General features: G+C 69.3%; 22 protein-coding genes and 1 tRNA gene. 8 read left to right on the forward strand and 15 right to left on the reverse strand.

Features of this window, described 5'->3' with window-relative positions; all coding sequences use genetic code 11:
- Nucleotides 1–33: 33 nt before the first annotated feature.
- From DI624_RS06040 to DI624_RS06050, 3 genes are all read right to left on the reverse strand, one after another.
- Nucleotides 34–1,080, reverse strand: coding sequence for a PAS domain-containing protein (locus tag DI624_RS06040; RefSeq protein WP_291536675.1), 1,047 nt, complete (start codon nt 1,078–1,080; stop codon nt 34–36).
- 267 nt (nt 1,081–1,347) lie between these two features.
- Nucleotides 1,348–3,720 (reverse strand): heavy metal translocating P-type ATPase, encoded by a 2,373-nt coding sequence (locus DI624_RS06045; protein ID WP_291536677.1) that lies wholly within the window; start codon nt 3,718–3,720, stop codon nt 1,348–1,350.
- A 481-nt stretch (nt 3,721–4,201) separates the two neighbouring features.
- Nucleotides 4,202–4,288: transfer RNA gene (locus DI624_RS06050), tRNA-Leu, on the reverse strand.
- Between the two features lie 213 nt (nt 4,289–4,501).
- Here DI624_RS06050 and DI624_RS06055 point away from each other — a divergent pair.
- From DI624_RS06055 to DI624_RS06065, 3 genes are all read left to right on the forward strand, one after another.
- Nucleotides 4,502–5,344: a WecB/TagA/CpsF family glycosyltransferase gene (locus tag DI624_RS06055; RefSeq protein ID WP_291536679.1), complete on the forward strand. Its 843-nt coding sequence runs from the start codon at nt 4,502–4,504 to the stop codon at nt 5,342–5,344.
- 98 nt (nt 5,345–5,442) lie between these two features.
- Nucleotides 5,443–6,774, forward strand: coding sequence for an FAD/NAD(P)-binding protein (locus tag DI624_RS06060; protein WP_291536682.1), 1,332 nt, complete (start codon nt 5,443–5,445; stop codon nt 6,772–6,774).
- 76 nt (nt 6,775–6,850) lie between these two features.
- The gene (locus tag DI624_RS06065; RefSeq protein WP_291536684.1) at nt 6,851–7,381 is read left to right on the forward strand and encodes a polysaccharide biosynthesis/export family protein; all 531 of its coding nucleotides are present in this window, start codon (nt 6,851–6,853) and stop codon (nt 7,379–7,381) included.
- Nucleotides 7,382–7,539: 158 nt separating this feature from the next.
- On the opposite strand, the gene DI624_RS06070 is transcribed toward DI624_RS06065, so the two are convergent.
- The 3 genes from DI624_RS06070 to flgB are packed head-to-tail and all read right to left on the reverse strand — an operon-like array spanning nt 7,540 to nt 8,712.
- On the reverse strand, nt 7,540–7,854 hold the full coding sequence (locus DI624_RS06070) for a flagellar hook-basal body complex protein FliE (protein ID WP_291536686.1): 315 nt from the start codon (nt 7,852–7,854) through the stop codon (nt 7,540–7,542).
- An 11-nt stretch (nt 7,855–7,865) separates the two neighbouring features.
- On the reverse strand, nt 7,866–8,285 hold the full coding sequence (flgC, locus tag DI624_RS06075; RefSeq protein WP_291536688.1) for a flagellar basal body rod protein FlgC: 420 nt from the start codon (nt 8,283–8,285) through the stop codon (nt 7,866–7,868).
- Nucleotides 8,286–8,304: 19 nt separating this feature from the next.
- The gene (gene flgB / locus DI624_RS06080) at nt 8,305–8,712 is read right to left on the reverse strand and encodes a flagellar basal body rod protein FlgB (RefSeq protein ID WP_291536690.1); all 408 of its coding nucleotides are present in this window, start codon (nt 8,710–8,712) and stop codon (nt 8,305–8,307) included.
- Nucleotides 8,713–8,857: 145 nt separating this feature from the next.
- On the opposite strand from flgB, the gene DI624_RS06085 reads away from it, so the two are divergent.
- The 3 genes from DI624_RS06085 to DI624_RS06095 all read left to right on the forward strand — a co-directional run bounded on the left by DI624_RS06085 (nt 8,858) and on the right by DI624_RS06095 (nt 10,334).
- On the forward strand, nt 8,858–9,133 hold the full coding sequence (locus DI624_RS06085; RefSeq protein WP_291536692.1) for a flagellar biosynthetic protein FliO: 276 nt from the start codon (nt 8,858–8,860) through the stop codon (nt 9,131–9,133).
- Nucleotides 9,130–9,942, forward strand: a complete 813-nt coding sequence (gene fliP / locus DI624_RS06090) for a flagellar type III secretion system pore protein FliP (RefSeq protein ID WP_291536694.1) — start codon at nt 9,130–9,132, stop codon at nt 9,940–9,942. Before DI624_RS06085 ends, fliP begins: the two co-directional genes overlap by 4 nt.
- A gap of 113 nt (nt 9,943–10,055) precedes the next feature.
- Nucleotides 10,056–10,334 (forward strand): HU family DNA-binding protein, encoded by a 279-nt coding sequence (locus DI624_RS06095; protein ID WP_291536696.1) that lies wholly within the window; start codon nt 10,056–10,058, stop codon nt 10,332–10,334.
- Between the two features lie 74 nt (nt 10,335–10,408).
- On the opposite strand, the gene DI624_RS06100 is transcribed toward DI624_RS06095, so the two are convergent.
- Nucleotides 10,409–13,225 carry a hypothetical protein gene (locus DI624_RS06100; protein WP_291536698.1) on the reverse strand — a complete coding sequence of 939 codons (2,817 nt, stop codon included), beginning with the start codon at nt 13,223–13,225 and terminating at the stop codon, nt 10,409–10,411.
- A 164-nt stretch (nt 13,226–13,389) separates the two neighbouring features.
- On the opposite strand from DI624_RS06100, the gene DI624_RS06105 reads away from it, so the two are divergent.
- Nucleotides 13,390–13,779, forward strand: coding sequence for a DUF983 domain-containing protein (locus tag DI624_RS06105; RefSeq protein ID WP_291536700.1), 390 nt, complete (start codon nt 13,390–13,392; stop codon nt 13,777–13,779).
- Here the strand turns inward: DI624_RS06105 and DI624_RS06110 are convergent.
- From DI624_RS06110 to folP, 4 genes are all read right to left on the reverse strand, one after another.
- Nucleotides 13,776–14,351, reverse strand: a complete 576-nt coding sequence (locus DI624_RS06110) for a nucleotidyltransferase family protein (RefSeq protein WP_291536702.1) — start codon at nt 14,349–14,351, stop codon at nt 13,776–13,778. The two genes, DI624_RS06105 and DI624_RS06110, sit on opposite strands and share 4 nt — an antisense overlap.
- Nucleotides 14,348–15,148 (reverse strand): bifunctional hydroxymethylpyrimidine kinase/phosphomethylpyrimidine kinase, encoded by an 801-nt coding sequence (gene thiD / locus DI624_RS06115; protein WP_291536704.1) that lies wholly within the window; start codon nt 15,146–15,148, stop codon nt 14,348–14,350. Before thiD ends, DI624_RS06110 begins: the two co-directional genes overlap by 4 nt.
- A complete protein-coding gene (locus DI624_RS06120) occupies nt 15,145–15,489 on the reverse strand; it encodes a multidrug efflux SMR transporter (RefSeq protein WP_291536705.1) in 345 nt (114 codons plus the stop codon). Before DI624_RS06120 ends, thiD begins: the two co-directional genes overlap by 4 nt.
- Nucleotides 15,490–15,587: 98 nt before the next feature.
- Nucleotides 15,588–16,430: a dihydropteroate synthase gene (folP, locus tag DI624_RS06125; RefSeq protein WP_291536706.1), complete on the reverse strand. Its 843-nt coding sequence runs from the start codon at nt 16,428–16,430 to the stop codon at nt 15,588–15,590.
- Between the two features lie 240 nt (nt 16,431–16,670).
- On the opposite strand from folP, the gene DI624_RS06130 reads away from it, so the two are divergent.
- Nucleotides 16,671–17,054 carry a GreA/GreB family elongation factor gene (locus tag DI624_RS06130; protein ID WP_291536708.1) on the forward strand — a complete coding sequence of 128 codons (384 nt, stop codon included), beginning with the start codon at nt 16,671–16,673 and terminating at the stop codon, nt 17,052–17,054.
- 15 nt (nt 17,055–17,069) lie between these two features.
- Here DI624_RS06130 and DI624_RS06135 read toward each other — a convergent pair whose 3' ends face one another.
- The 4 genes from DI624_RS06135 to DI624_RS06150 form a co-directional block, all read right to left on the reverse strand.
- Nucleotides 17,070–17,372: a transcriptional regulator gene (locus DI624_RS06135; protein ID WP_291536710.1), complete on the reverse strand. Its 303-nt coding sequence runs from the start codon at nt 17,370–17,372 to the stop codon at nt 17,070–17,072.
- Between the two features lie 3 nt (nt 17,373–17,375).
- Entirely contained in the window at nt 17,376–18,029 is a 654-nt protein-coding gene (locus DI624_RS06140) for a hypothetical protein (protein WP_291536711.1), read from the reverse strand.
- Between the two features lie 60 nt (nt 18,030–18,089).
- Nucleotides 18,090–19,301, reverse strand: a complete 1,212-nt coding sequence (locus tag DI624_RS06145; RefSeq protein WP_291536712.1) for an acyltransferase family protein — start codon at nt 19,299–19,301, stop codon at nt 18,090–18,092.
- Between the two features lie 315 nt (nt 19,302–19,616).
- Nucleotides 19,617–20,753 (reverse strand): AAA family ATPase (locus DI624_RS06150; RefSeq protein ID WP_291536713.1); only part of this gene is annotated, 1,137 nt, incomplete at its 5' end.

Raw genomic sequence — 20,753 nt, forward strand, 5'->3', positions numbered from 1 at the left:
GCCGCTGACGAGATCAACGACCGGATGTCCGCGTTAGTCCTGAGCCAAGCGCGGAAAACGGAGATTGACCACGAGCCCTTCGGCGCGCCAGTCCCGGCTGATTGCGCCCCGCGCCGATCGCACGACACGATCCACCATCTCGGTTCCAAAACCCCGACGTTTCGGAGCGGCCGGAATGTGGGGGCCACCTGTTTCGATCCACGTCAGATTGAGCTCGCCGTCGTCAACCCGCCAACGCACCGCGACGTCGCCGTCGCTGCTGAGGGCGCCGTATTTGAGGGAATTTGTCGCCAACTCATGAAGCAAGAGCGCGAACGCCGTCATGGCGTCGCGGTGGACCAACGCCTTGTACCCGATCACCGTGCAACGGTCGCCATAGGGTTCCAGAACCGAACGGACGACGCTCGCCACGTCCACGGGGCCGGTATCGCACCCACCGCCATCTTCCTTGGCGAAAACCGCATCCGAAGCTCGCGACAGTGCACCGAGTTTCTCTCGAAGAATCCCAGACGCGGCTTCGGGGGCATTGCCTGAAGCCGCCTCCTTCTCCGCGATGAGGGTCAATCCATTCACGACGGAGAACAGATTTTTGATCCGGTGCCGCATTTCACGCGCGAGAAGCCTCTCGCCATTGACAGCGTCTTCGAGCCGTCGTTCGAGCAAGGTCTTTTCCGTGACGTCGCGCGATACGCAAAGGATCGACAGAACCCGGCCGTCGGCGTCGATGAGCGGCGTGAGCAGGTTGTCCCAATATATCGTGCCGCCCGGGGAGATGCTCTTGCCCGGAAAGCGCGCTGTCTGACCCGCGGCCGCCGTGCGAAGCGCGTCGGCGCCGGCGGCATGGACATCGTCTGGAAGCAACGGAAGCCAGGGCATTCCGAATTCGGAATCCTCGGGAACGCCGAGTGCGAGGCGCCCGGCCTTGTTCATCGCCAGCAACGCGCCATCGACGGAAACAACCTTGATGCAGTCGGGCGTCGCATCGAGCATAGCCTTCTGCAAATCCGATAGATACGGATCGGCTTGCGAGGCCATGTCGGGAAACATTATCCGTGTGTAGATTCCGACGGCGGCATCCATTGCTTTACTTCCCTCGTCGGCACAGCGGATCGCTCACCTTAACAGACACCGGGCCTTATGACACGATTATGGCTCAGGCGGTCGGCGGCCGCTTGGAGCGGACGCCGTCTTGGTTCATCGAAACAGATCGGCTTTCTGAGAAAGCATTGGCGACCTTGGCCCTTGCTTCACAACTCGACGCCGTCGGCCGACATGGCAGTGGCGCGCATTCGCTGTTCTTGACTGCGGGTTCGATAGCCGCCTTGGCCGCGCGAGGGCGGCCGCGGCTCAAAGCTTCAAGGCCCTGAGCCGGAGCGCGTTGCCGATGACGCTGACCGAGGACAGGGCCATGGCGGCCGCGGCGAAGATCGGCGAGAGCAGCAGGCCGAACGCCGGATAGAGCAGGCCGGCGGCGACCGGAACCCCCGCGGCGTTGTAAAGGAAGGCGAAGGCCAGGTTCTGGCGGATGTTGCGCATCGTCGCCTGGGACAGGCGGCGCGCCCGGACGATGCCCATCAGGTCTCCTCCCAGCAGAGTCACGCCCGCGCTCTCGATGGCGACGTCGGTTCCCGTGCCCATGGCGAGGCCGACGTCTGCGGCCGCGAGCGCGGGCGCGTCGTTGACGCCGTCGCCGGCCATCGCCACCACGCGCCCCTCTTCCCGAAGCTTGGCGACGACGGCGCTCTTCCGGTCGGGCGGCACATCGGCCTCGACCGCGTCGATGCCGAGCCGGCGGGCGACGGCCTCGGCCGTGGTGCGATGGTCGCCGGTCAGCATGACGATGCGAATCCCGTCCGCCCGCAGCGCCGCCAGCGCCTCGACGGTCGTCACCTTGACCGGATCGGCGATGGCGAAGACGCCTGCCGACTTGCCCGCGACGCCGATGAAGATCGCGGTCGCGCCGTCCTGGCGCAGCGCGTCCGCCTGGTCCGACAGCGACGCGACGTCGATGCCGTTCTCCCGGAGAAAGCCGGCGTTGCCGAGCACGATCGGCAGATCCTCGACGACGCCGATCGCGCCCTTGCCGGTCGGGGAATCGAAATCCGAGACGGACGAAACGGCGACGCCCTGCTGGTCGGCGGCCGTCACGATGGCGCGCGCGAGCGGATGTTCGGAGGCCCTTTCGACCCCAGCCGCCCATCGAAGGAGATCGTCCTTGGCGAAGCCGTCGCCGGCGACGATCTGCACCAGGGCCGGCCTGCCTTCGGTCAAGGTGCCGGTCTTGTCGATCACCAGCGTATCGACCTTCTCCATCCGCTCCAGCGCCTCGGCGTTCTTGATCAGCACGCCCAGCCCCGCGCCCTTGCCGACGCCGACCATGATCGACATCGGCGTCGCCAAACCCAGCGCGCAGGGGCAGGCGATGATCAGCACCGAGACGGCGGCGACCAGCCCATGAGCCAGCCGCGGCTCAGGCCCCCATACGGCCCAGGCGGCGAAGGCGGCGAGCGCGATCAGGATCACGATCGGCACGAACCAGCCCGACACCCGGTCGGCCATGCGCTGGATGGGCGCGCGGGACCGCTGGGCCTCCGCCACCATCTGGACGATGCGCGCCAGCGTCGTGTCCCGCCCCACCCTCTCGGCGCGGATGACCAGGGCCCCGGTCTGGTTCAGCGTGCCGCCGACCACCCGGTCGCCGGCGGCGCGCACGACGGGCATGGATTCGCCGGTGATCAGGGATTCGTCGAGCGACGAGCGCCCGTCCTCGACTCGGCCGTCGACGGGCACGGTCTCGCCGGGCCGCACGCGCAGCCGGTCGCCGATCGCCACATCGTCGACCGCCACATCTTCTTCCACGCCCGTGGCGCTGATCCGCCGGGCGGTGCGGGGCGCGAGATCGAGCAGCGCCCGGATCGCGCCCGAGGTCCGTTCGCGCGCGCGCAACTCCAGCACCTGGCCAAGAAGGACCAGAACGGTGATGACGGCCGCCGCCTCGAAATAGACCGCGACCGACCCGTCCATGGCGCGGAAGGCGGCGGGAAAGACGCCGGGCGCGAAAGTCGCCGCGACGCTGTAGGTCCAGGCGACCCCCGTGCCCATGGCGATCAGGGTGAACATGTTGAGGCTGCGGTTGGCCAGCGAGGTCCAGGCCCGAGCGAAGAACGGCCACCCCGCCCACCACACCACAGGCGTCGCCAGCGCGAACTGGATCCAGGCCGAAACCGCCGGGGGAACGAGATGGTGCAGGCCTGGAACGAGGTGCGACCCCATTTCCAGCACGAACACCGGCAGGGCCAGCGCCAGGGCGATCCAAAAGCGGCGGGTCATGTCGGCGAGTTCGGGGTTCAGGCCGGCTTCGACCGTCGGCTCCAGCGGCTCCAGCGCCATGCCGCAGATCGGGCAACTGCCGGGGGCGTCGCGCCGGATCTCCGGATGCATCGGGCAGGTCCAGACGACGGCCCCGGGGCGCGGCGTAGGGGCCGGGTCGGCGCGGGACGCCGCGCTGGAGGTCGGAGCATCTGGCGCGAACCGCGTCGGATCGGCCTCGAACTTCGCCTGGCAGGCCTCCGAGCAGAAAGAATAGTCCGCTCCTGCGCGCCGGGTGCGGTGTTGCGCCGTCCGAGGATCGACCGCCATGCCGCAGACCGGATCGATCGCGACCGGCGCGGCGCTTCCGGCCTGATGATGCAGATCGGAGCCCCTGTCATTCGAAGTCATCGCCGACGCCCTTTCCCGCGAATGATCGGCCTCCCCCTGCGAGGCCAGGCCGGGTCCGCCTCTTCGACGCACAGACCGGCAGCCGGGTCAGGTGAGCGATCCATTGGCGTCCAGGCTTCTGCATATCATTCCGTCACCGTCGCGTCGCCACAGCTTGACGGCGGCGGCTCCAGCTACGCGCGTTCGGGCAATCGTCCAGGCGCTTGCCACTGCAAGGGGGCGGGCTTCACGGTCTGCAACCGAGGTCGGAGCGGCGCCTTGGCGAGCCGTCACCTTCCGTTCGTTGTGAGCCGCTAGCGGCGCGACCAAGACGCATATCCGCAACGGGCGGCCCAGGCCACGATCTCGAGCCTGTGACGCCGTCGATCATCACCCGATACGGCGCTGAGCGTTCTTTGGAGGTGTCGCGAAGGCGCCCGGTGGCCCCGAAGGGCCAGTCAAGTGATTCATCGTGCGAATACGACGCGATAAATCACTTGACTGGTGCCCAGAAGAGGACTCGAACCTCCACGGCCGTTAAGCCACTGGCACCTGAAGCCAGCGCGTCTACCAATTCCGCCATCTGGGCCCCGTCGGCAGCGCCTTGCGGCGTTTCCATCGGGAAGGCGCGGACCTCTAAGGGAGGCTCCGGGCGGGGTCAACAAGGATTTTCCGCCTTTGCGCGATTTCTTCCGCGAACGACGTTTGAAGCGTGGCCGCAAGGGCGCGGCGACGGCGATTTAACGCCCGCTAAGCCTGTTTTCTAACCGCGTCTTGAGGCGCGGCCGTCTAAGGATGTCGCATGACGGAGCCGTCTCTGACCCTGGCCGAGACCGAGCGGCGCGCCCGGCCCCGCGCCCCCTTCCGCACGGCGCGGCGTTCCAGCGAACGGGTGCGGCTGCTGGGCCAGGCCGTCGATCTGGTCCGGCCCGAGGAGGTCCAGCATCACATCCAGCAGGCCGTGGCCGAGGGCCGCAAGAGCCTGATCGCCAACCACAATCTGCACAGCCTCTATCTGCTGGACCGCACCCCCGGCCTGGCCGCATTCTACGATCGGGCCGACATGGTGGAGGTCGATTCCACGCCCCTGATCGCCTTTTCGCGCCTCATGGGCCTGAACAGCCGGGGTTTCCACCGCTGCACCTATCTGGACTGGCGCGACCATTTCTGGAGCGTGGCGGACCGCAAGGGCTGGCGCGTCCTTTCGGTCGGCGGCGCGCCCGGCGTGGGCGAGGCGGCGGCCTTGCGCTTGAAGGCCGCCTATCCCTGCGCCGAGATCGCCGTGCATCACGGCTTCTTCGATGCGCGGCCCGATTCGGCCGAGAACGCGGCCGTCCTGGCCCGGATCGCGGATTTCCGACCGGACGTCCTGTTCGTGGGCATGGGCATGCCGCGCCAGGAGTTGTGGATCGCCGACAACTACGACCGACTGCCGCCGTGCGTCGTCCTGTCGGTCGGCGCCGCCTTCGACTACGAGGCAGGGGTCCAGAGCGCGGCGCCGCGATGGATGGGCAGGGCCGGAATCGAATGGGCCTATCGTCTGTTCCGCGATCCCCGGCGGCTGTTCGTCCGCTATTGCATCGAGCCGTGGAGCCTGATCCCGCTGGCTCTGGCCGACATTCGGGCGGCGCGTCGCAGCCGCTGACGAACCATATTTCCTACTAGTCAGATAGATATTTATCGCCATGATCGGCCCCGGACGCCGTGCTATCCAGGCGGCGTCGAAACCAGGACGGGGGCCCCATGGCCGCGCGAGACGGACCGCATATCGCGATCGTGGGGGCGGGCTTCAGCGGCCTGCTGACGGCGGTCAATCTGCTCGAAGCCTCGGGCCGGGCGCGGGTGACGTTGATCGAGCGGCGCGGCGTCTTCGGTCCCGGCACGGCCTATGACACGGGCAATCCCCAGCACCTGTTGAACGTGCGCCTGGACAATATGAGCGCCTTTCCCGACCGGCCGGGGCATCTGGCCGACTGGCTGGCGGAACAGCCGTCGTGGCGCGCGCAGGACGGCTTCATCACCCGCGGCGTCTACGGCGACTATCTGCGCGCCCTGCTGGAGGCCACGCTGAGGGACGCGCCCGAGCGGCTGACCCTGGTCGGGGCCGAGGCGCGCGGCCTGGACCGGCAGGGCGACGGCTGGCGCATCGACACCACCGAGGGCGGGATCATGGTGGACCAGGCGGTCCTGGCCCTGGGCAATCTTGAGCCGGCCTCTCCGCCCGGCGTCGACGAGGCGGTGCGCGCCTCGCCGCTTTATGTTGAGAACCCCTGGCGGCTGGAAGCGGCCTCGGCCGAGACGGCGCGCAACATCCTTCTGATCGGTTCGGGCCTGACCATGGTGGATGCGGCCCTGACGCTGCGAAGGCCGGGACGGCGCTTCACCGCCCTGTCGCGCCACGGCCTGTTGCCCCGCGCCCACGCCACCGTGCCGCCGCCGCCGTTCGAGGGCGATTTCTCCGGCGGCCCGGCCCAGGTCCTGCGCCAGATGCGCGCCGCGAGCGAAGAGACGGACTGGCGCGCCGCCTTCGACCGGCTCAGGCTTTCGGCCCGCGACCTTTGGCGCGGCTGGTCGCCTGCGGAGCGGCGGCGGTTCCTGCGCCACCTTCGGCCGCTGTGGGACGTGCATCGCCACCGCCTGTCGCCCGGCGCGGCGCGCGACATCCATTCCATGCTGGCGGGCGGCGAACTGACGGTCCTGGCCGGCAAACTGACCGAAGTGAGGGCCGGCGAGGCGATCGAGGTCGCCTGGCGTCCGCGCGGGCGCCGCCGCGCCATCCGCGACCGCTTCGACCTGGTGGTCAACTGCACCGGCCCGCTCGGCTCCATCGGCTCCAGCGCCGAACCGATGATCCGCGACATCCTGAACAAAGGCCACGGCCGCCCCGATCCGCTGGGCCTGGGGCTTCAGGTCGACGACGACGGCCGGCTGCTGGACGGGGCCGGCCAACCGGCCCACGGCCTTCACGCCATCGGCCCCCTGACGCGCGGCGCCTTCTGGGAGATGACCGCCGTCCCCGACCTGCGCGGCCAGGCGCGGGACTTGGCCGCACGGATATTGGCGGAGCAGGGCTGACCTTCGGTTCCCGTCTGGACCGACACAATCCGAACGGATAGATTTCACGCCTTGCGAGTGCATCCGGGAGACGACCATGCCGCGCCCCTTCCTCGTCGCGGCCGGCGGTCTGGCCCTGGCGTTCGGCCTGGCCGGTTTTTCGGACCCCGGGCTGGACGACTATCGGCTTGCGCCGGCCGACAGGGTGCGGATCGCGGTGTTCGGAGAGCCGGCGCTGGGCGGGGACTTCACTCTGGACGGCCGGGGCTGCATCGCCCTGCCGCTGGTCGGCGAGATCGCGGCCCAGGGACTCAGCGCCGCCCAGCTCCAGGCCGCCGTCGCGGAGGCCCTGGGCCAGGGCTATCTGAACCAGCCGCGCGTCGCCGCCCAGGTCCTGACCTATCGGCCGTTCTACATCCTGGGCGAAGTCAATCGGCCGGGCGAATACCCCTATGTGGCGGAGCTGACGGCGATGCAGGCGGTCGCCACGGCGCAGGGCTTCACCTATCGCGCCAACAGCCGCCGCCTGTTCGTGCGCCGCGCCGGCGCCGCGGCCGAACAGCCGCTGTCGCCCGACGCCCGCATCCTGCCCGGCGACACCGTGCGGGTCGCGGAACGGTATTTCTGAGGGCGAGATCGCTGTCTGTTCTACATCCCCGTCATCCTGGGCCTTGCGCCTAGGATCCATAAACACAGGCTTGGGCGCCGGCCCGTCAGCCTTCAACCACCGGGCATATGGATCCTCGGCACGAGGCCGAGGATGACGGACCTAAAAGCCAAATCCCCTCAAATCGGCATGGCCATGATTTCCTTGTAGGCGGAGATCACCTGGTCGCGCACCGAGATCACCGTCTCCAGCGACGCCTCGGCCGAACTCAAGGCCGTGACCACGTCGATCAGATTGCCCTGGCCCTGGACCGAACGGGTCATCTGGGTCTCGGCCGCGCGCGACTGCTGGGCCATGTCGGTCATGGCGCTCTTGACCAGATCGGCGAAGCCGCCGTCGCCGACGCCCGGCGCCGCAGCAGCGCCGGACAGGCCCGTCGGCATGGCCCCGCCCTGGACGGCGGCGTAGGCCTTGGCGGCCATCATCGGATTCATGACCTAGTCCCTCAGCGCTTGATGATGTCGAGGGTGCGGCTGTCCATCGACCGCGCCGTCTCGATGACGTTCAGATTGGCCTCGTAGGCGCGCTGCGCCTCGCGCATGTCCATCGCCTCGACCAGGGTGTCGACGTTGGGCCGCATCACATAGCCTTGCGCGTTCGCGGCCGGATGCGACGGGTCGTAGTCCATCTTGAAGTCGCTCTGGTCGGGCCGCACCTCGGCCAGCGTCACCCCCGTCGCCCCGTCGACCTCGCGGGCCTGGAAGACGGGAACCTGGCGGCGATAGGGCTCCCCGCCCGGCGTGCGGGCGGTCGATTGGGCGTTGGCGATGTTCTCGGCGATGACGCGCATCCGCGACTGCTGCGCCTTCAGCGCGGAGGCGGCCACGGCCATGGCGCTGTTTGAGGGGGCGACGGGATCGGGCATGGGTCAGTCCTTCTCGGCTTCAGCCCGCGCCCGGCTTCTTGGCGGCCAGGCGGATCATGGACATGGATTTCTGGTAGAAGCCGATGGCGGCGTCATAGGCCATCCGGCTCTCGGCCATCTTCAGCATCTGCTCCTCGACCACGACGGAGTTGCCGTCCAGCGTAGTCTCCGAATCCGGGGCCTTGGTCGGATCGAACCGCACCGGCGTCCCGGCCGGGGCCAGGTGGGCGGGGTTGGTGCGCGCCATCTGCAATCCCCTGCCCGCGCGCATGGCGGCGGCGAAGTCGGTCGGCTGCTTCAGGTCGCGCCCGACGTAGCCCGGCGTGTCGGCGTTGGCGACGTTTTCGGCGATCACCCGCTGGCGTTCGTCCAGCCAGCCCAGACGGCCCTTGATCTGTCCCAGCAGCGGTATGTCTGCCACGCCCATGGCGATCTCCCGTGCGACGCGGGAATGCGCCCACTAGGCGGAAAATGCCGCCCGCATGGTTAATAACCCCTTATCTCAACGCCTCGTTAACCCTGACGGTTAAGACTCGCCTGACAGCGCCGACTGCGCGGGATCCGACAGCGTCATGAACTTCCTCGATCTTGTCCGGGCCGTCTTCGGCCTGGCCTTCACCCTCGGCCTGATCGGGATCGCGGCCTGGGCCGCGCGCCGCTATGCGCCCCAGTTGCTGGCCAGGCTCGGCGCCGAGCGCGGCGCGCGCCGGCTCCAGGTGGTCGAGACCCTGGTCCTGGACCCCGCCCGCCGCCTGGTTCTGGTCCGCGTCGACGATGAGGAACGGCTGATCCTGCTGGGCGAAGGCCGCGAACTGATCGAGCCGCGCCAGCCGGGAGGCGTGCAGTGAGACGCGCGGTCTTCGCCAAACCCGCCGCCGCCGAGCTGAAGCGCGCGGCCCTGCTGTCGCTGTTCACCACCCTGGTCTGTCTGGCCTGGCCCGTGGCGGCCCTGGCCCAGCAGGCGGCCCAAGGGGGATCGGCGCTCAACATCGATCTGGGATCGGGGGCCGGCCTGACCCAACGGGTGGTGCAACTGGTCGGTCTGATGACCGTACTGTCCCTGGCGCCGTCCATCGTCATCATGACCACCAGCTTCGTGCGGATCGTGGTGGTCCTGTCGCTGCTGCGCACGGCGCTGGGGCTGCAACAGTCGCCGCCGAACGCCGTCCTGGTGTCCCTGTCGCTGTTCCTCAGCGCCATCGTCATGGCCCCGACCTGGCAGGACGCCTATGATTCGGGCATCCGTCCGCTGATGGATCAGCAGATCGAACTGCCCCAAGCTTTCGATCAGGCGTCCGAGCCGGTGAAGACCTTCATGCTGGCCCAGGTGGACCGCGGCGACCTGGCCCTGTTCACCCGCCTCTCCAATATCCAGCCCCCTCAGAACGCGCAGGAATTGCCCCTCCGCGTCGTCACCCCGGCCTTCATGATCAGCGAGCTGAAGAAGGCCTTCGAAATTGGATTTCTTCTTTTCGTTCCGTTTCTTGTGATCGATTTGGTGGTGGCCAGCGTGCTGATGTCGATGGGCATGATGATGCTGCCGCCGGTGGTCGTCTCGCTGCCGTTCAAACTGATCTTCTTCGTGCTGGTGGACGGCTGGCGGCTGGTCGCCGGCAGCCTGGTCGAGAGCTTCCAGCGGGCGTCGGGCGCCGGATAATCCCCGTCCTGATTGGCTTTCCGCGTCATCGGCGCTTGCAAAGCCCGCCGAAATCCGTGTTGATCGCCCGGTCCTCGCCCTGAATCGGGCGAATAACACTGGAAACGCTTCTTATGACCACTCAAGCCGAACTGATCGCCGCCGTCGCCAAGGACGCTGGTGTCTCGCAGGCCGACGCCGGCAAGGTGCTGACCGCGATCGTCGAAAACATCCACTCGACCCTGAAGTCGGGCGGCGACGTCCGCATCTCGAACCTGGGCGTGTTCGACACCGCCGAGCGCGCCGAGCGCGAAGGCCGCAACCCGGCCACCGGCGCGACCATCAAGATCGCCGCCTCCAAGGCCGTGCGCTTCCGCGTCTCCAAGCCGCTGAAGGACGCCGTCAACAGCTAAGCCTTTTGATCCCTTGCGGATCATGAATGCTTCGACGGGCGGGGATCGCGATGCGGCCTCCGCCCGTTTGAATTTCAGGCCGCCTTGGCGTCGGCTTCTTTCCTGAACGCCTGTTTGGCGCTGTTGACCCAGCCGACGAAGGTGTCCGCCTGGCTGGACAGATTGGCGAAATCGCCCACGCCGGCCACACCCGACAGATTGTCGTCCAGCGCCACCCGGATCGCCGCCGCCGACCGCGCGCCCTGCACGAACGGCCCGTAGCGGCCGCTTAGCCGTTGCAGCGCCGCCCGGTCGCCCGCCAGCGAATAGCCGACGCCCGCCCGGATCAGCCAGCTTTCCTCGGCCGGGGTCAGCACCGTTCCGGCGATCTTGTAACGGTCGCCCAGCCGCGCCTCGTACATCGGCGCCGCGTTGGCCCATTTCTGCTGCTTCCAGAAGATGTCGGCCCGCACTTCGCGCGCGGGGTTGGACTGGTCGCGGTCCAGCACCTCCAGCGCATGGTCGAACCGGCCCAGGTCCATCAGGGCGCGGGCCTCCAGCGCGCGCCGCTCGCTGTTCATCGCGGCGGGCAGCAGGGTGGTGCGCGACCCCCAAATGGCCTGCAACGCCTTTTCGGGCTGGCGGTCCATCAGATAGACGGTGGCCAGATTGGTGGCGACCTGGGCCTTGGCCACCCCGTCCAGCCGCTCGTCGACCTGGTGCTGCAACAGCTCGGCGGCCTGGTCCAGCAGGTCCACGTCGATCAGGCGGCGCGACAGGCGGCGCACCATCTCGTCCCCGTCCGCCCCGATCGGCGTCAGTTCGCGGAAGTCGTAGAACAGGGCCAGCGCCTGGACCGGCTGCAGACCGTCGGCCGCCCCGTCCAGGAAAAGGGCGCGGAAGGCGTTGGATTGATCGGCCTGGATCTCGGTCGCGCCGGGAATGCCCGCCAGCCGTTTGCCCGCCCCGCGCAGCGCGTCCAGCGCTTCGCGATAGCGCCCCTGATTAAGATAGATGTCCGACAGTTTGCGGATCACCGCCAGTTCGGTCCCGTCCCCGCGCCAGCGCCATTTCAACTCTTCCAGCTTCTGCGCCGCCTGATCGGGGCTCAGCGTCCCCTGGTCCATCTCCAGGCCGATGGCGCCCAGTTTGGCGGGCGTGGCGATCCCGTCCAGCGGCGCGCGCGACACGGCCTTGTAGACCGCCAGCGCCCGGCCCTTGTCGCCCTGCAGGTCGAACAGACGCGCCTGGACCAGGCGCGCGGTCAGTTGATCGACCGCCGGCGCCTTCTGGCTGAAGCTGTGCGCCAGCAGTTGCTGGGCGGCGTTCAGATCGCCAGTCTCTATGGCCGCCAGCGCATGGGCGGCGCCAAAGCGGGCGCGCCAGGCCGGCGGGAAGTCGTCGATGGTCGCGGCCCCGGCGGCGAAGTTGCGCCGGGCCCCCTCCCAGTCCCCCTGTTGGGCGGCGACATAGCCCTGCCACACCCTGGTCGCCGGGTCGCCCGCCAAGGCCGCGCCAGCGAAATCGACCTGGGCCTCCTCCAGCCGCCCGACCCCGACGCGGGCGATCCCGCGCAAGCCCCGCACCTCCGGCTCGCCCTGCAGATTGGGGGCCTTTGCGATCAGGGCGTTCAGGACGCCGATGGCTTCGTAGTTCAGTTCCGACCCGACCAGGAACCGCGCCAGCGCCAGCCGCGCCTCGATCGGCGCGCGCGGATCGTCGCCCGCCGCGATGGTCTCCAGCCCCGCCGCGTCCTTAAGCCGCCGGTAGCGGTCGGAAAAGCCCGCCTGGCCGGTCGCGGCCCAGGTCTCGTCGATCATGGACGGATAGGCCGCCCGCTTGGGCGCGTCGGCCGCATGATCGCCGCCGCTCTCCAGACCCGCCGACGGCGCCGACAGCGTCAGCCCCTTGGGCCGGCTCAGCGTCACCAGATCGCCCGCCGCCTCGATCTTCAGATCGTCGGCGCTGGTCTCCACCGCCATCCCCTGCGCCGTCGGGATCAGGGTCAGATCGACGGTGCGCCGCCCCCCGGCGTAGCCCTTGCCGGGCGCCAGGGCCGTCACCGCCGCGAAACGGTCGCCCATCAGGGGGTCGGTCAGCCAGATCGCCTTGGTCGCCCCGGCCATCCGCGCCACCAGGGTCGCGGACCCGTCGTCGGATCGGCCCACCTCGACGCCGGAGGGCGCCGGCGCGGTTCCACCCAGGGTCACGGTCCAAGTCCCGCCCTGCCCCTGCGCCGCCACGGCCACGCCGTCCGGCGCGGAAACCCGCATGGCGGTATAGCCCGGCCCCGCCGCCCAGCGCGCGTCCTTGGCCGGACCCAGCTGTTTGGCGCCGCTCATGTCCAACCGGGCGGCGGTGTCGAACACGATCCAGACCGCGTCGCCGCGCCGGAACACGGCCGCCCCGACCGGCGCGCCCCACTGGAAAGTCAGCACGGCCTTGGCGGGGCCGGCCTCGGCCTTGACGGCCACGACGGCGTTGGTCGTCGCGGGCCTGGCCGCGTCCCCGCCCTCAGGCGCCTTGCCCGGCGCATAGAGGTTCAGCCAGACCGCTCCGTCCGCAACGCCCGAGCGCGCGTCGGCCCCGTCCTGCAGGGTGATGACCAGGTCCGTGCCGCCGGCGCGCGCGCCGGCGCGAATCTGGCGCGTCTCGACCGCCTTGACCCCGGCGGGCGGATCGACCTTCAGGCGCGACACGTCGGGCGCCGCCGTGGTCCCCAGCCGCACCACGACCTGGTCGCCCTGGCGGCTGACGCGCGAACGCACGCCGATCACGCCGCCGAACTCGACCCGGGTGAACTCGGCGTTCCGGCCGATGCTGATCGACAGCGGATCGCGCGACCGGCCCGCCTCCTGCGCCAGCGGCGACAGGGGGGCCAGCACGACGGCGCCGGCCGCGGCGGCCGCCACGGTCGTCTTCAGAATACGCTTTGTCGGCGCGGCCCCGGACATATCTTCCGACCCATGCCGCAGAAGGCCTTTAATCGCGGTTAACCGCCGTTCACCCGGCGACGCCGCCGAATCGGACAACCGGTCCACGCGACAACCCCGTCGCCGACCGGCATACTGAAGCCATGACCGACTATCCGCGCCTCAGCACGCTCAAGACCGGCCTGGCCTGCCGCTGCCCCCGCTGCGGCAAGGGGCCGCTGTTCAAGGGCTATCTGACCCTGCGCGGCGAATGCCCCGAATGCGGCCTCGATTACGGTTTCGCCGACCCGGCGGACGGCCCGGCCTTCTTCGTCATGACGGCGGTCGGGGTGGTGGGGATGATCCTGCTGATGGTGTTCGACTTCACCGTCCATCCGCCCATCTGGGTCCACGGCGTCGTCACCATGCCGATCCTGGTCGCCCTGTGCCTGGGGTGCCTGCGCCCGTTCAAGGCCTGGCTGGTCGCCGAACAATATATCCACAAGGCCGCGCCGCCGGAGTTCTCCTCCAACGGCAAACACGGCCCCTTCTAGGGCTCCACCACCGTCAGCTCCGGCCACCGCGCCCGCGCGTTGTCGACCACCTTCGCCCAGCCCCTGGCCGGCGGCCGGTCAGGATTGGGCCGGAGGATCATGGCGAACACATCCTCCAGCCCGAAAGGCGCCGCGACGCTGATCGCATCGTCCGGCTCCAGCCGCACCCCCACGGCGAAGGCCGGCGCCACGAACCGTGCCAGGGCCTCGTCGGTCGAGCCCAGCGGCGCATAGTCCTCTCCGAACCGATCCCGGAACCACAGGTGCACCCGCGCCTGGTTCCTGACCTCGACCTGGCTGCGGAACGGCTCTTCTAGGGCGGCGGCGACCCGTTTGATGACGACGTCCTCGGCGTCGTAGGACAGGTCCGATCCGTCGAAATAGGCCAGGTCGTAGTCCTTGATCCCATAGCCCGCCGGCCGCCCCGTCCGCGCGTTCCACGCCGCCTGATAGACCGCGCCGGACACCAGCCGCCAGTCGGGCAGGTTCAGCGCCCGCACCGTGGTCAAGACGTGCATCAGCCCCGGGTCGGCGCGCACGATGGCGGTCAGTTCGCGCTCCAGGTCGCTCATCCCCGCACCGGCCAGCCGTGGTCCAGCGGCCCGTGCCCGCCGCCCAGGCCCGGCGCGCGGCGGATCGCCTCGCCAACATAGGCCCAGGCTTCGGCGACCGCGACCTCCAGCGGCCGCCCCAGGGCCAGGCCCGCCGCGCAGGCGCTGGCCAGGGTGCAGCCGGTGCCGTGGGTGTGGCGCGTGTCGATCCGTTCGGCCTCCAGCACCGTCTCGCCGTCGGCCGTCAGCAACAGGTCGATCACCGTCGGCCCCGGCACATGGCCGCCCTTCATCAGCACCGCCCGCGCCCCCATCGCCAGCAGAGCCTCGCCCGCGCGGCGCTGGCCGTCCAGGTCGTGTACGGCGATCCCGGTCAGGGCCTCCGCCTCGGGCGCATTGGGGGTCAGAAGGGCGGCGCGCGGGATCATCAGCGCCTTCACCGCCTCGACCGCCGCATCGGGCAGCAGGGGCGCCCCGCCCTTGGCCACCATGACCGGATCGACCACGGCCGGCGCGTCCGCCATATCCAGCAGGGCCGCGACCGTCTCGACCACCTCGACCGAACCCAGCATGCCGGTCTTGAAGGCGTCCGCGCCGATGTCCTCCAGAACCGCACGGCCTTGGGCGGCGATCAGGTCCAGCGGCAGGGAATGGACGCCGTGAACCCCCAGGGTGTTCTGCACCGTGATCGCGGTGATGGCGGTGGCGGCGTATCCGCCCATCATCGTCACCGCCTTGATGTCCGCCTGTACGCCTGCGCCCCCGCCGCTGTCGGACCCGGCCAGGATCAGCACCCGGCCCTGATGAAGCGCGCTCACGCCGCCGCTCCCGAAAATAATTTCAGCCCGACGATGCCCGCCACGATCAGAAGGATGCACACCGCCCTGACCGTCGTCGCCGGCTCGCCATAGGCGACGATCCCGACCAGGGCCGCGCCGACCGCCCCGATCCCGGTCCAGACCGCATAGGCCGTGCCGATCGGCAGCTTCTGCGTCGCGACCCACAACAGGGTCATGCTGCCCGCCAGGGCCGCCAGCACCCCCAGGGACGTCAGCGGCCGGCCGACGCCGACGTTCTTCAGGCCCGAGGCCCACAGCACCTCCAGCAGACCGGCGACCGCCAGGGTCGCCCACGGATTGATCGACATCACCCAGGACATGCCCCCAGATGGAACAGGCGACGGTCCGGGGCAAGCGCCCTCGGTGCAGCGGCGCCTTGAAGATGCGAAAGCGCCCAGGCCGATGAAGGCGAAGGCGATCAGGAGGTTCGCCGGCGATCGTTCGCCTCCGCCGCCCTCACCGCCGCCTGAATCTTCAGCGCCTGCACCGTCTCGCGCACGTCGTGGACCCGCACCATCCGCGCTCCGCGCGCGGCGCCTTCCAGCGCCAGGGCCAGCGATCCCCCCAGCCGGTCCGTCGCCTGCGTCGCCGTGGGATCGACCGCCTGGATCGTGCGCTTGCGGCTGGCGGCGTACAGCACGGGGAACCCCAGGGCGGCCAGCGCCCCCAGGCCCGCCGTCAGGGCCAGATTGTGCGCCAGGGTCTTGCCGAAGCCGATGCCGGGGTCCAGCCATATCCGCTCGCGCGCCACGCCCGCCGCCATCGCCGCCTCGGCCCGGCCCCGCAGATGATCGCCCACCTCGGCCACGACGTCGTCATAGGTCGGGTCCGCCTGCATGGTGCGCGGCTCGCCCTTCATGTGCATCAGCACCACGTCGCACCCCAGTTCCGCCGCCACGCCCGCGCTGTCCGGCGCGTGGGTCAGGGCCGTCACGTCGTTCCACATCGTCGCCCCGGCCGCGACGGCGGCGCGGGCGACGGCGGGCTTCATCGTATCGACGCTGATCGCCCCGCCCCAGCGGGCGCGCACGGCGGCGATCACCGGAACCACCCGTTCGATCTCCTGGGCCTGGTCGACCGGCTCGGCCCCCGGCCGGGTGCTCTCGCCGCCGATGTCCAGCACCTCGGCGCCGTCCGCGACCAGGGCCATCGCCCGTTCGACCGCCTGATCGGTCGAGGCCCAGCGCCCCCCGTCCGAGAAGCTGTCGGGCGTCACATTGACGATTCCCATCACCAGGGGCCCCATACCCAGGGCCCCCATCCTCAAGGGTCGGTCCGAGGTTTGACTTTCTCCGCGCATGAGACCAGCCTCTAGCCGTGATCGCTCGTTTCGTCAGCCAGGCTCGACGCCTTTCCCACGCGGGACGCCTCGTCGCAGGCGACTGACCCGGAACGGCCGCGCGCCCTTCGCCCCGTTCCGGGCGCCCCTTGCCTCCCCTTAGACACCCTATCCGTCCGCGACGCCGGCCTTGGCGCGCGGCCGCCCTTCATGAGTTTTCCCATGCCCGCCCAACCCCGAATCTATATGTCCGCCCAGGATCACGACCGGCTGGAGCGGCTGGTCGGCGACCTGCCCGGCGCGGGCGTGGCCGGCCTGTTGCAGCAGGAGCTGGACCGCGCCGTGATCGTCGGAGACGACCGCCCCGCGCGCGGCGCCCCGCTCTATCGCTGGCTGACCTATGTCGACGACCGATCCGACACGCCCCGCCGCATCCAGATCGTCATGCCCGAGGACGCCGACATCGACGCGGGCAAGGTCTCGATCCTGTCGCACGTCGGCGCGGGCCTGATCGGCATGGCCGAGGGCCGCACCATCGCCTGGACCGATCCCTCCGGCGCCCAGCGTCGCCTGACGCTGATGCGGATCGAGGACGCCGGGGACTGAGGCGGCGACCGCCCCTTACCCCGGCCTTCCGATCAGCCGGCCCAGCGCCTCCAGATAGGCGGCGAAGGCCCGCCGCCCCTCGGGGGTGATCGACACCCGCGTCAGGGGCTTGTTGTTCACGAAACTCTTGGCGACGGCGACGTAGCCGGCCTCCTCCAGCTTCTTGATGTGGACCGACAGATTGCCCTGGGTCGCCTCCAGCACCGTCTTCAGCTCGGTGAAGTCTGCGGCCTCGGCGTCGGCCAGATAGACCATGATCCCCAGCCGCATCCGGCCGTGGATCACCTCGTCGATCCGTCCCAGATCGTTCAGGGCCATGGATCAGTCGGCGTCCGTTCCCACGGCCCGCTTTCTCAGGGCGTCGCGGGTCATGATCCCGCCCGGCGCGGCGAACAGCAGGAACAGGGCCGCAGTGCAGACATAGAGATAGATCACAGGATCGCGCACCAGCAGCCCCAGGATCACCGCCGTCGCCCAGCCGCCCGCCGAGGTCGCCAGCATCCAGGGCTTCTTCTTCAAGGTCCAAGCCACGTACCAGATGGCGGACTGAAGCGCGAAGATCATGGCCGGATAATACAGCCAGACGGCGAAGTCCTCGTCGCGCCGCGCCCCGACGCCGAACACGATGATGATGGCCAGATTGGCCATGCCCCCGGCGCTGAAGGCCGCGTTCAGGGTCCGGGTCACGATGGGGCCCGCCGTACCGGCCTTGCGGTCTTCGCGCACGGCCCACGTCAGTACGACGAAAAAGGCCCCGGTGATGGCGACGACGAAGGCCAGATTGGCCAGATCCGGCCAGCGGATCAGCCCCCAGACCTGGCCCAGGTGGAACAGGCACTGCAACCCGTAGAGCAGGCCGCCGGCCAGATAGGCCACGCCCAGGGTCAGGGTCGCCTTGGGATTGTCGCCTCCCTGGACGATGGAGCGAAGAAAGGCCAGGTCGGCTTCGGGGCTGCTGCGGGACGGGTCGGTCATCGTGATTCCTGTGCGGCCGGCGCATCTCCTCGGATGGACGCGCCGGCGGGGCTTGGCAAGCTATTCGGCCGGGGCGAGGGCGGGCTGGAGCCGGCGCCAGGGGATGCGCCGTCCATTCAGCCACCGTCCCATGAAGCTGTGACGGACCAGCAGTTCGTAGCTGGCGAAGGAGACGGCCAGAACGCCGACGATCACGGCCGCCAGCTTGGCGGGCCAGGGCCAGCCCCAATCCTGCACCCAGACCTGGGCGGCCATCACCAGGGGCAGATGGACGATATAGATCCAGTAGGAGGCGTCTGCGACGTAGCGGCGCACCGCGCTGCGGCCCGCGCAGAACCGCAGCGCCAGCCCCATGACCGCCAGAACCGAGGCGTAGGTCGCAACCCCGAACGCCGACGCCGTCATCGCCTTGACCGCCGGATCGGTCATCGGGCTCAGCACCGGGGTCGGCCCGCCCGCCAGCATCAGGGCGCCCGCGCCCGCGCCGATCGCCAGACCCAGATGGGCCGGCTGCCAGGCCCGGATACGCCCCAGCAGATCGCGACGCCAGTCCAACAGCACCCCAAGGGCGAACGCCAGGCCGAACCCGACCAGGGCAGGGGTGTTGGGGATCAGGCCCGCATCCGGCGTCGGCACGCCGAAAAAGGCGATCCAGTCGGGGTGCAGCCACAAGGCCAGGGCCAGCGGCGCGCCCAGCAGGAACGGCCCCGCAGGCCCGACCAGCACGCCCGTCAGTCGGTCGACCGTCCGGCCCCAACCGCCGTCCCGGTCCAGCGCCGCGAAGGGCGCGCGCAGGATCAGCAGGGCGACGTAGAAGATCAGCAGCACCCACAGAAACCACAGATGGGTCAGCGGAATACTGGTCCAGTCATATTTCGGGGGCGGGGGCGCATCGGCGGCGGTCAGGCCTTGCAGGCCGGCGTTCCAGATCACCACGGCGACGATGGCCGCCAGCACCGGGCCCCAGAAGACGGCGAGGGGCGCGGCGATCCGGCTCAGCCGGTTCCTGACGAAGCCGACCACGCCCAGCCGGCTCAGCATCAGATGGGCGAACAGGCCCGCGATCACGAAAAAGGTCGTCATGCGAAACAGATGGATCACGAAGAACAGGCCGCTGGCCCAGACCGATCTCTGATCGTCGCCGACGATCCAGATCTGGGTCGGAAAGAAGGACAGGGCGCCGTGCAGCACCACGCCCAGCAGCAAGGCCGCCCCCCTCAGCGCATCCAGCCCATGCAGCCGTTCGCCTCGTTCGATATCGCTCGTCGTCATGAAACCCTCCCTAAGCTCGATGACGATGATGTCTCACAGACTTGTTTGAATTGCAAACTTGTTCACCAACGCTCTTCCTTCGTCATCCTGGGCCTTGCGCCTAGGATCCATAGACTCCTTCGAGGACGCTGCGCACCGACGGACACCGAGCGTCTGGGTCCTAGGCGCAAGGCCCAGGATGACGGCGTGGGAGGGGGGCGCCGCGAACCGCGCGGCAAGACGCCGACCCGAGCGAGGGCGAATATCTCGCCCACGAAAAACCCGCCGGAAGATCGCTGTTCCGGCGGGTTCGTGTTCAGGCCGCAACGGCGGTGGTCAGTGCACCGTCGGCACGCTGGTCGGGGCGGGTTTGGCCACGGGAACCTCGATCTCGGTTCCGTCCGAAACCGGCGTCACGGGCACGGACACCGACGGCCCGGCGTTGGGGAAGTTGTTCTCGTCGCGGTTCGGCGCGACGCCCTTCTCCAGCAGATCCTTGATCTCCTCGCCTGACAAGGTCTCGTATTCAAGCAGGGCCTGGGACAGCTTCTCGTGGTCGGCCGCCTTGGTGGTCAGGATACGGCGCGCCTCGTCCCAGCCCGAGGACACCAGGCGCCGCACCTCCTCGTCGATGGTGCGGGCGGTCTCTTCGGAGATGTTCTGGCTGCGCGCGACCGAATGGCCCAGGAAGACCTCCTCCTGGTTCTCGCCGTAGGCCACGGTGCCCAGTTTTTCGGAGAAGCCCCAGCGCGTGACCATCGCCCTTGCGAGCTTGGTCGCCTGTTCGATGTCGGACGAGGCGCCCGAGGTGATGTTGTCCTTGCCGAAGATCAGCTCTTCGGCGACGCGCCCGCCCGCCATGATGGCGATCCGGTCGATCATCTGCTGGTATTTCATCGAATAGCGGTCGCCTTCCGGCAGTTGCATCACCATGCCCAGGGCGCGGCCGCGCGGCACGATGGTCGCCTTGTGCACCGGATCGGCCATCTTGACGTTCATGGCGACGATGGCGTGTCCAGCCTCGTGATAGGCGGTCAGGCGCTTCTCTTCCTCATTCATCGCCATCGAGCGGCGCTCCGAGCCCATCAGCACCTTGTCCTTGGCGTCCTCGAAGTCGCGGTGCGTGACCATGCGCCGGTCCTTGCGCGCCGCCATCAGGGCCGCCTCGTTGACCAGATTGGCCAGGTCCGCGCCCGAGAAGCCGGGCGTGCCGCGCGCGATGGTCTTGACGTTCACGTCGGCGGCCAGGGGCACGTCCTTCATGTGGACGCGCAGGATGCGCTCGCGGCCCGAGACGTCGGGGTTCGGCACCACCACCTGGCGGTCGAAGCGGCCGGGACGCAGCAGGGCCGGGTCCAGCACGTCGGGGCGGTTGGTGGCGGCGATCAGGATGATGTTCTCGGACGCCTCGAAGCCGTCCATCTCGACCAGCAGCTGGTTCAGCGTCTGTTCGCGCTCGTCGTTGCCGCCGCC

The organism is Brevundimonas sp., from assembly GCF_003248455.1.
Classification (GTDB): Bacteria; Pseudomonadota; Alphaproteobacteria; order Caulobacterales; family Caulobacteraceae; genus Brevundimonas.

What these genes read in the sequence shown, in the direction of transcription:
- DI624_RS06040 (WP_291536675.1), bottom strand. Translation starts at nt 1,080, where the DNA reads ATGGATGCCGCCGTCGGAATCTACACACGGATAATGTTTCCCGACATG.
- DI624_RS06045 (WP_291536677.1), bottom strand. Translation starts at nt 3,720, where the DNA reads ATGACTTCGAATGACAGGGGCTCCGATCTGCATCATCAGGCCGGAAGC.
- DI624_RS06055 (WP_291536679.1), top strand. Translation starts at nt 4,502, where the DNA reads ATGACGGAGCCGTCTCTGACCCTGGCCGAGACCGAGCGGCGCGCCCGG.
- DI624_RS06060 (WP_291536682.1), top strand. Translation starts at nt 5,443, where the DNA reads ATGGCCGCGCGAGACGGACCGCATATCGCGATCGTGGGGGCGGGCTTC.
- DI624_RS06065 (WP_291536684.1), top strand. Translation starts at nt 6,851, where the DNA reads ATGCCGCGCCCCTTCCTCGTCGCGGCCGGCGGTCTGGCCCTGGCGTTC.
- DI624_RS06070 (WP_291536686.1), bottom strand. Translation starts at nt 7,854, where the DNA reads ATGAATCCGATGATGGCCGCCAAGGCCTACGCCGCCGTCCAGGGCGGG.
- flgC (WP_291536688.1), bottom strand. Translation starts at nt 8,285, where the DNA reads ATGCCCGATCCCGTCGCCCCCTCAAACAGCGCCATGGCCGTGGCCGCC.
- flgB (WP_291536690.1), bottom strand. Translation starts at nt 8,712, where the DNA reads ATGGGCGTGGCAGACATACCGCTGCTGGGACAGATCAAGGGCCGTCTG.
- DI624_RS06085 (WP_291536692.1), top strand. Translation starts at nt 8,858, where the DNA reads ATGAACTTCCTCGATCTTGTCCGGGCCGTCTTCGGCCTGGCCTTCACC.
- DI624_RS06095 (WP_291536696.1), top strand. Translation starts at nt 10,056, where the DNA reads ATGACCACTCAAGCCGAACTGATCGCCGCCGTCGCCAAGGACGCTGGT.
- DI624_RS06105 (WP_291536700.1), top strand. Translation starts at nt 13,390, where the DNA reads ATGACCGACTATCCGCGCCTCAGCACGCTCAAGACCGGCCTGGCCTGC.
- DI624_RS06110 (WP_291536702.1), bottom strand. Translation starts at nt 14,351, where the DNA reads ATGAGCGACCTGGAGCGCGAACTGACCGCCATCGTGCGCGCCGACCCG.
- DI624_RS06120 (WP_291536705.1), bottom strand. Translation starts at nt 15,489, where the DNA reads ATGTCCTGGGTGATGTCGATCAATCCGTGGGCGACCCTGGCGGTCGCC.
- folP (WP_291536706.1), bottom strand. Translation starts at nt 16,430, where the DNA reads ATGGGGGCCCTGGGTATGGGGCCCCTGGTGATGGGAATCGTCAATGTG.
- DI624_RS06130 (WP_291536708.1), top strand. Translation starts at nt 16,671, where the DNA reads ATGCCCGCCCAACCCCGAATCTATATGTCCGCCCAGGATCACGACCGG.
- DI624_RS06135 (WP_291536710.1), bottom strand. Translation starts at nt 17,372, where the DNA reads ATGGCCCTGAACGATCTGGGACGGATCGACGAGGTGATCCACGGCCGG.
- DI624_RS06140 (WP_291536711.1), bottom strand. Translation starts at nt 18,029, where the DNA reads ATGACCGACCCGTCCCGCAGCAGCCCCGAAGCCGACCTGGCCTTTCTT.
- DI624_RS06145 (WP_291536712.1), bottom strand. Translation starts at nt 19,301, where the DNA reads ATGACGACGAGCGATATCGAACGAGGCGAACGGCTGCATGGGCTGGAT.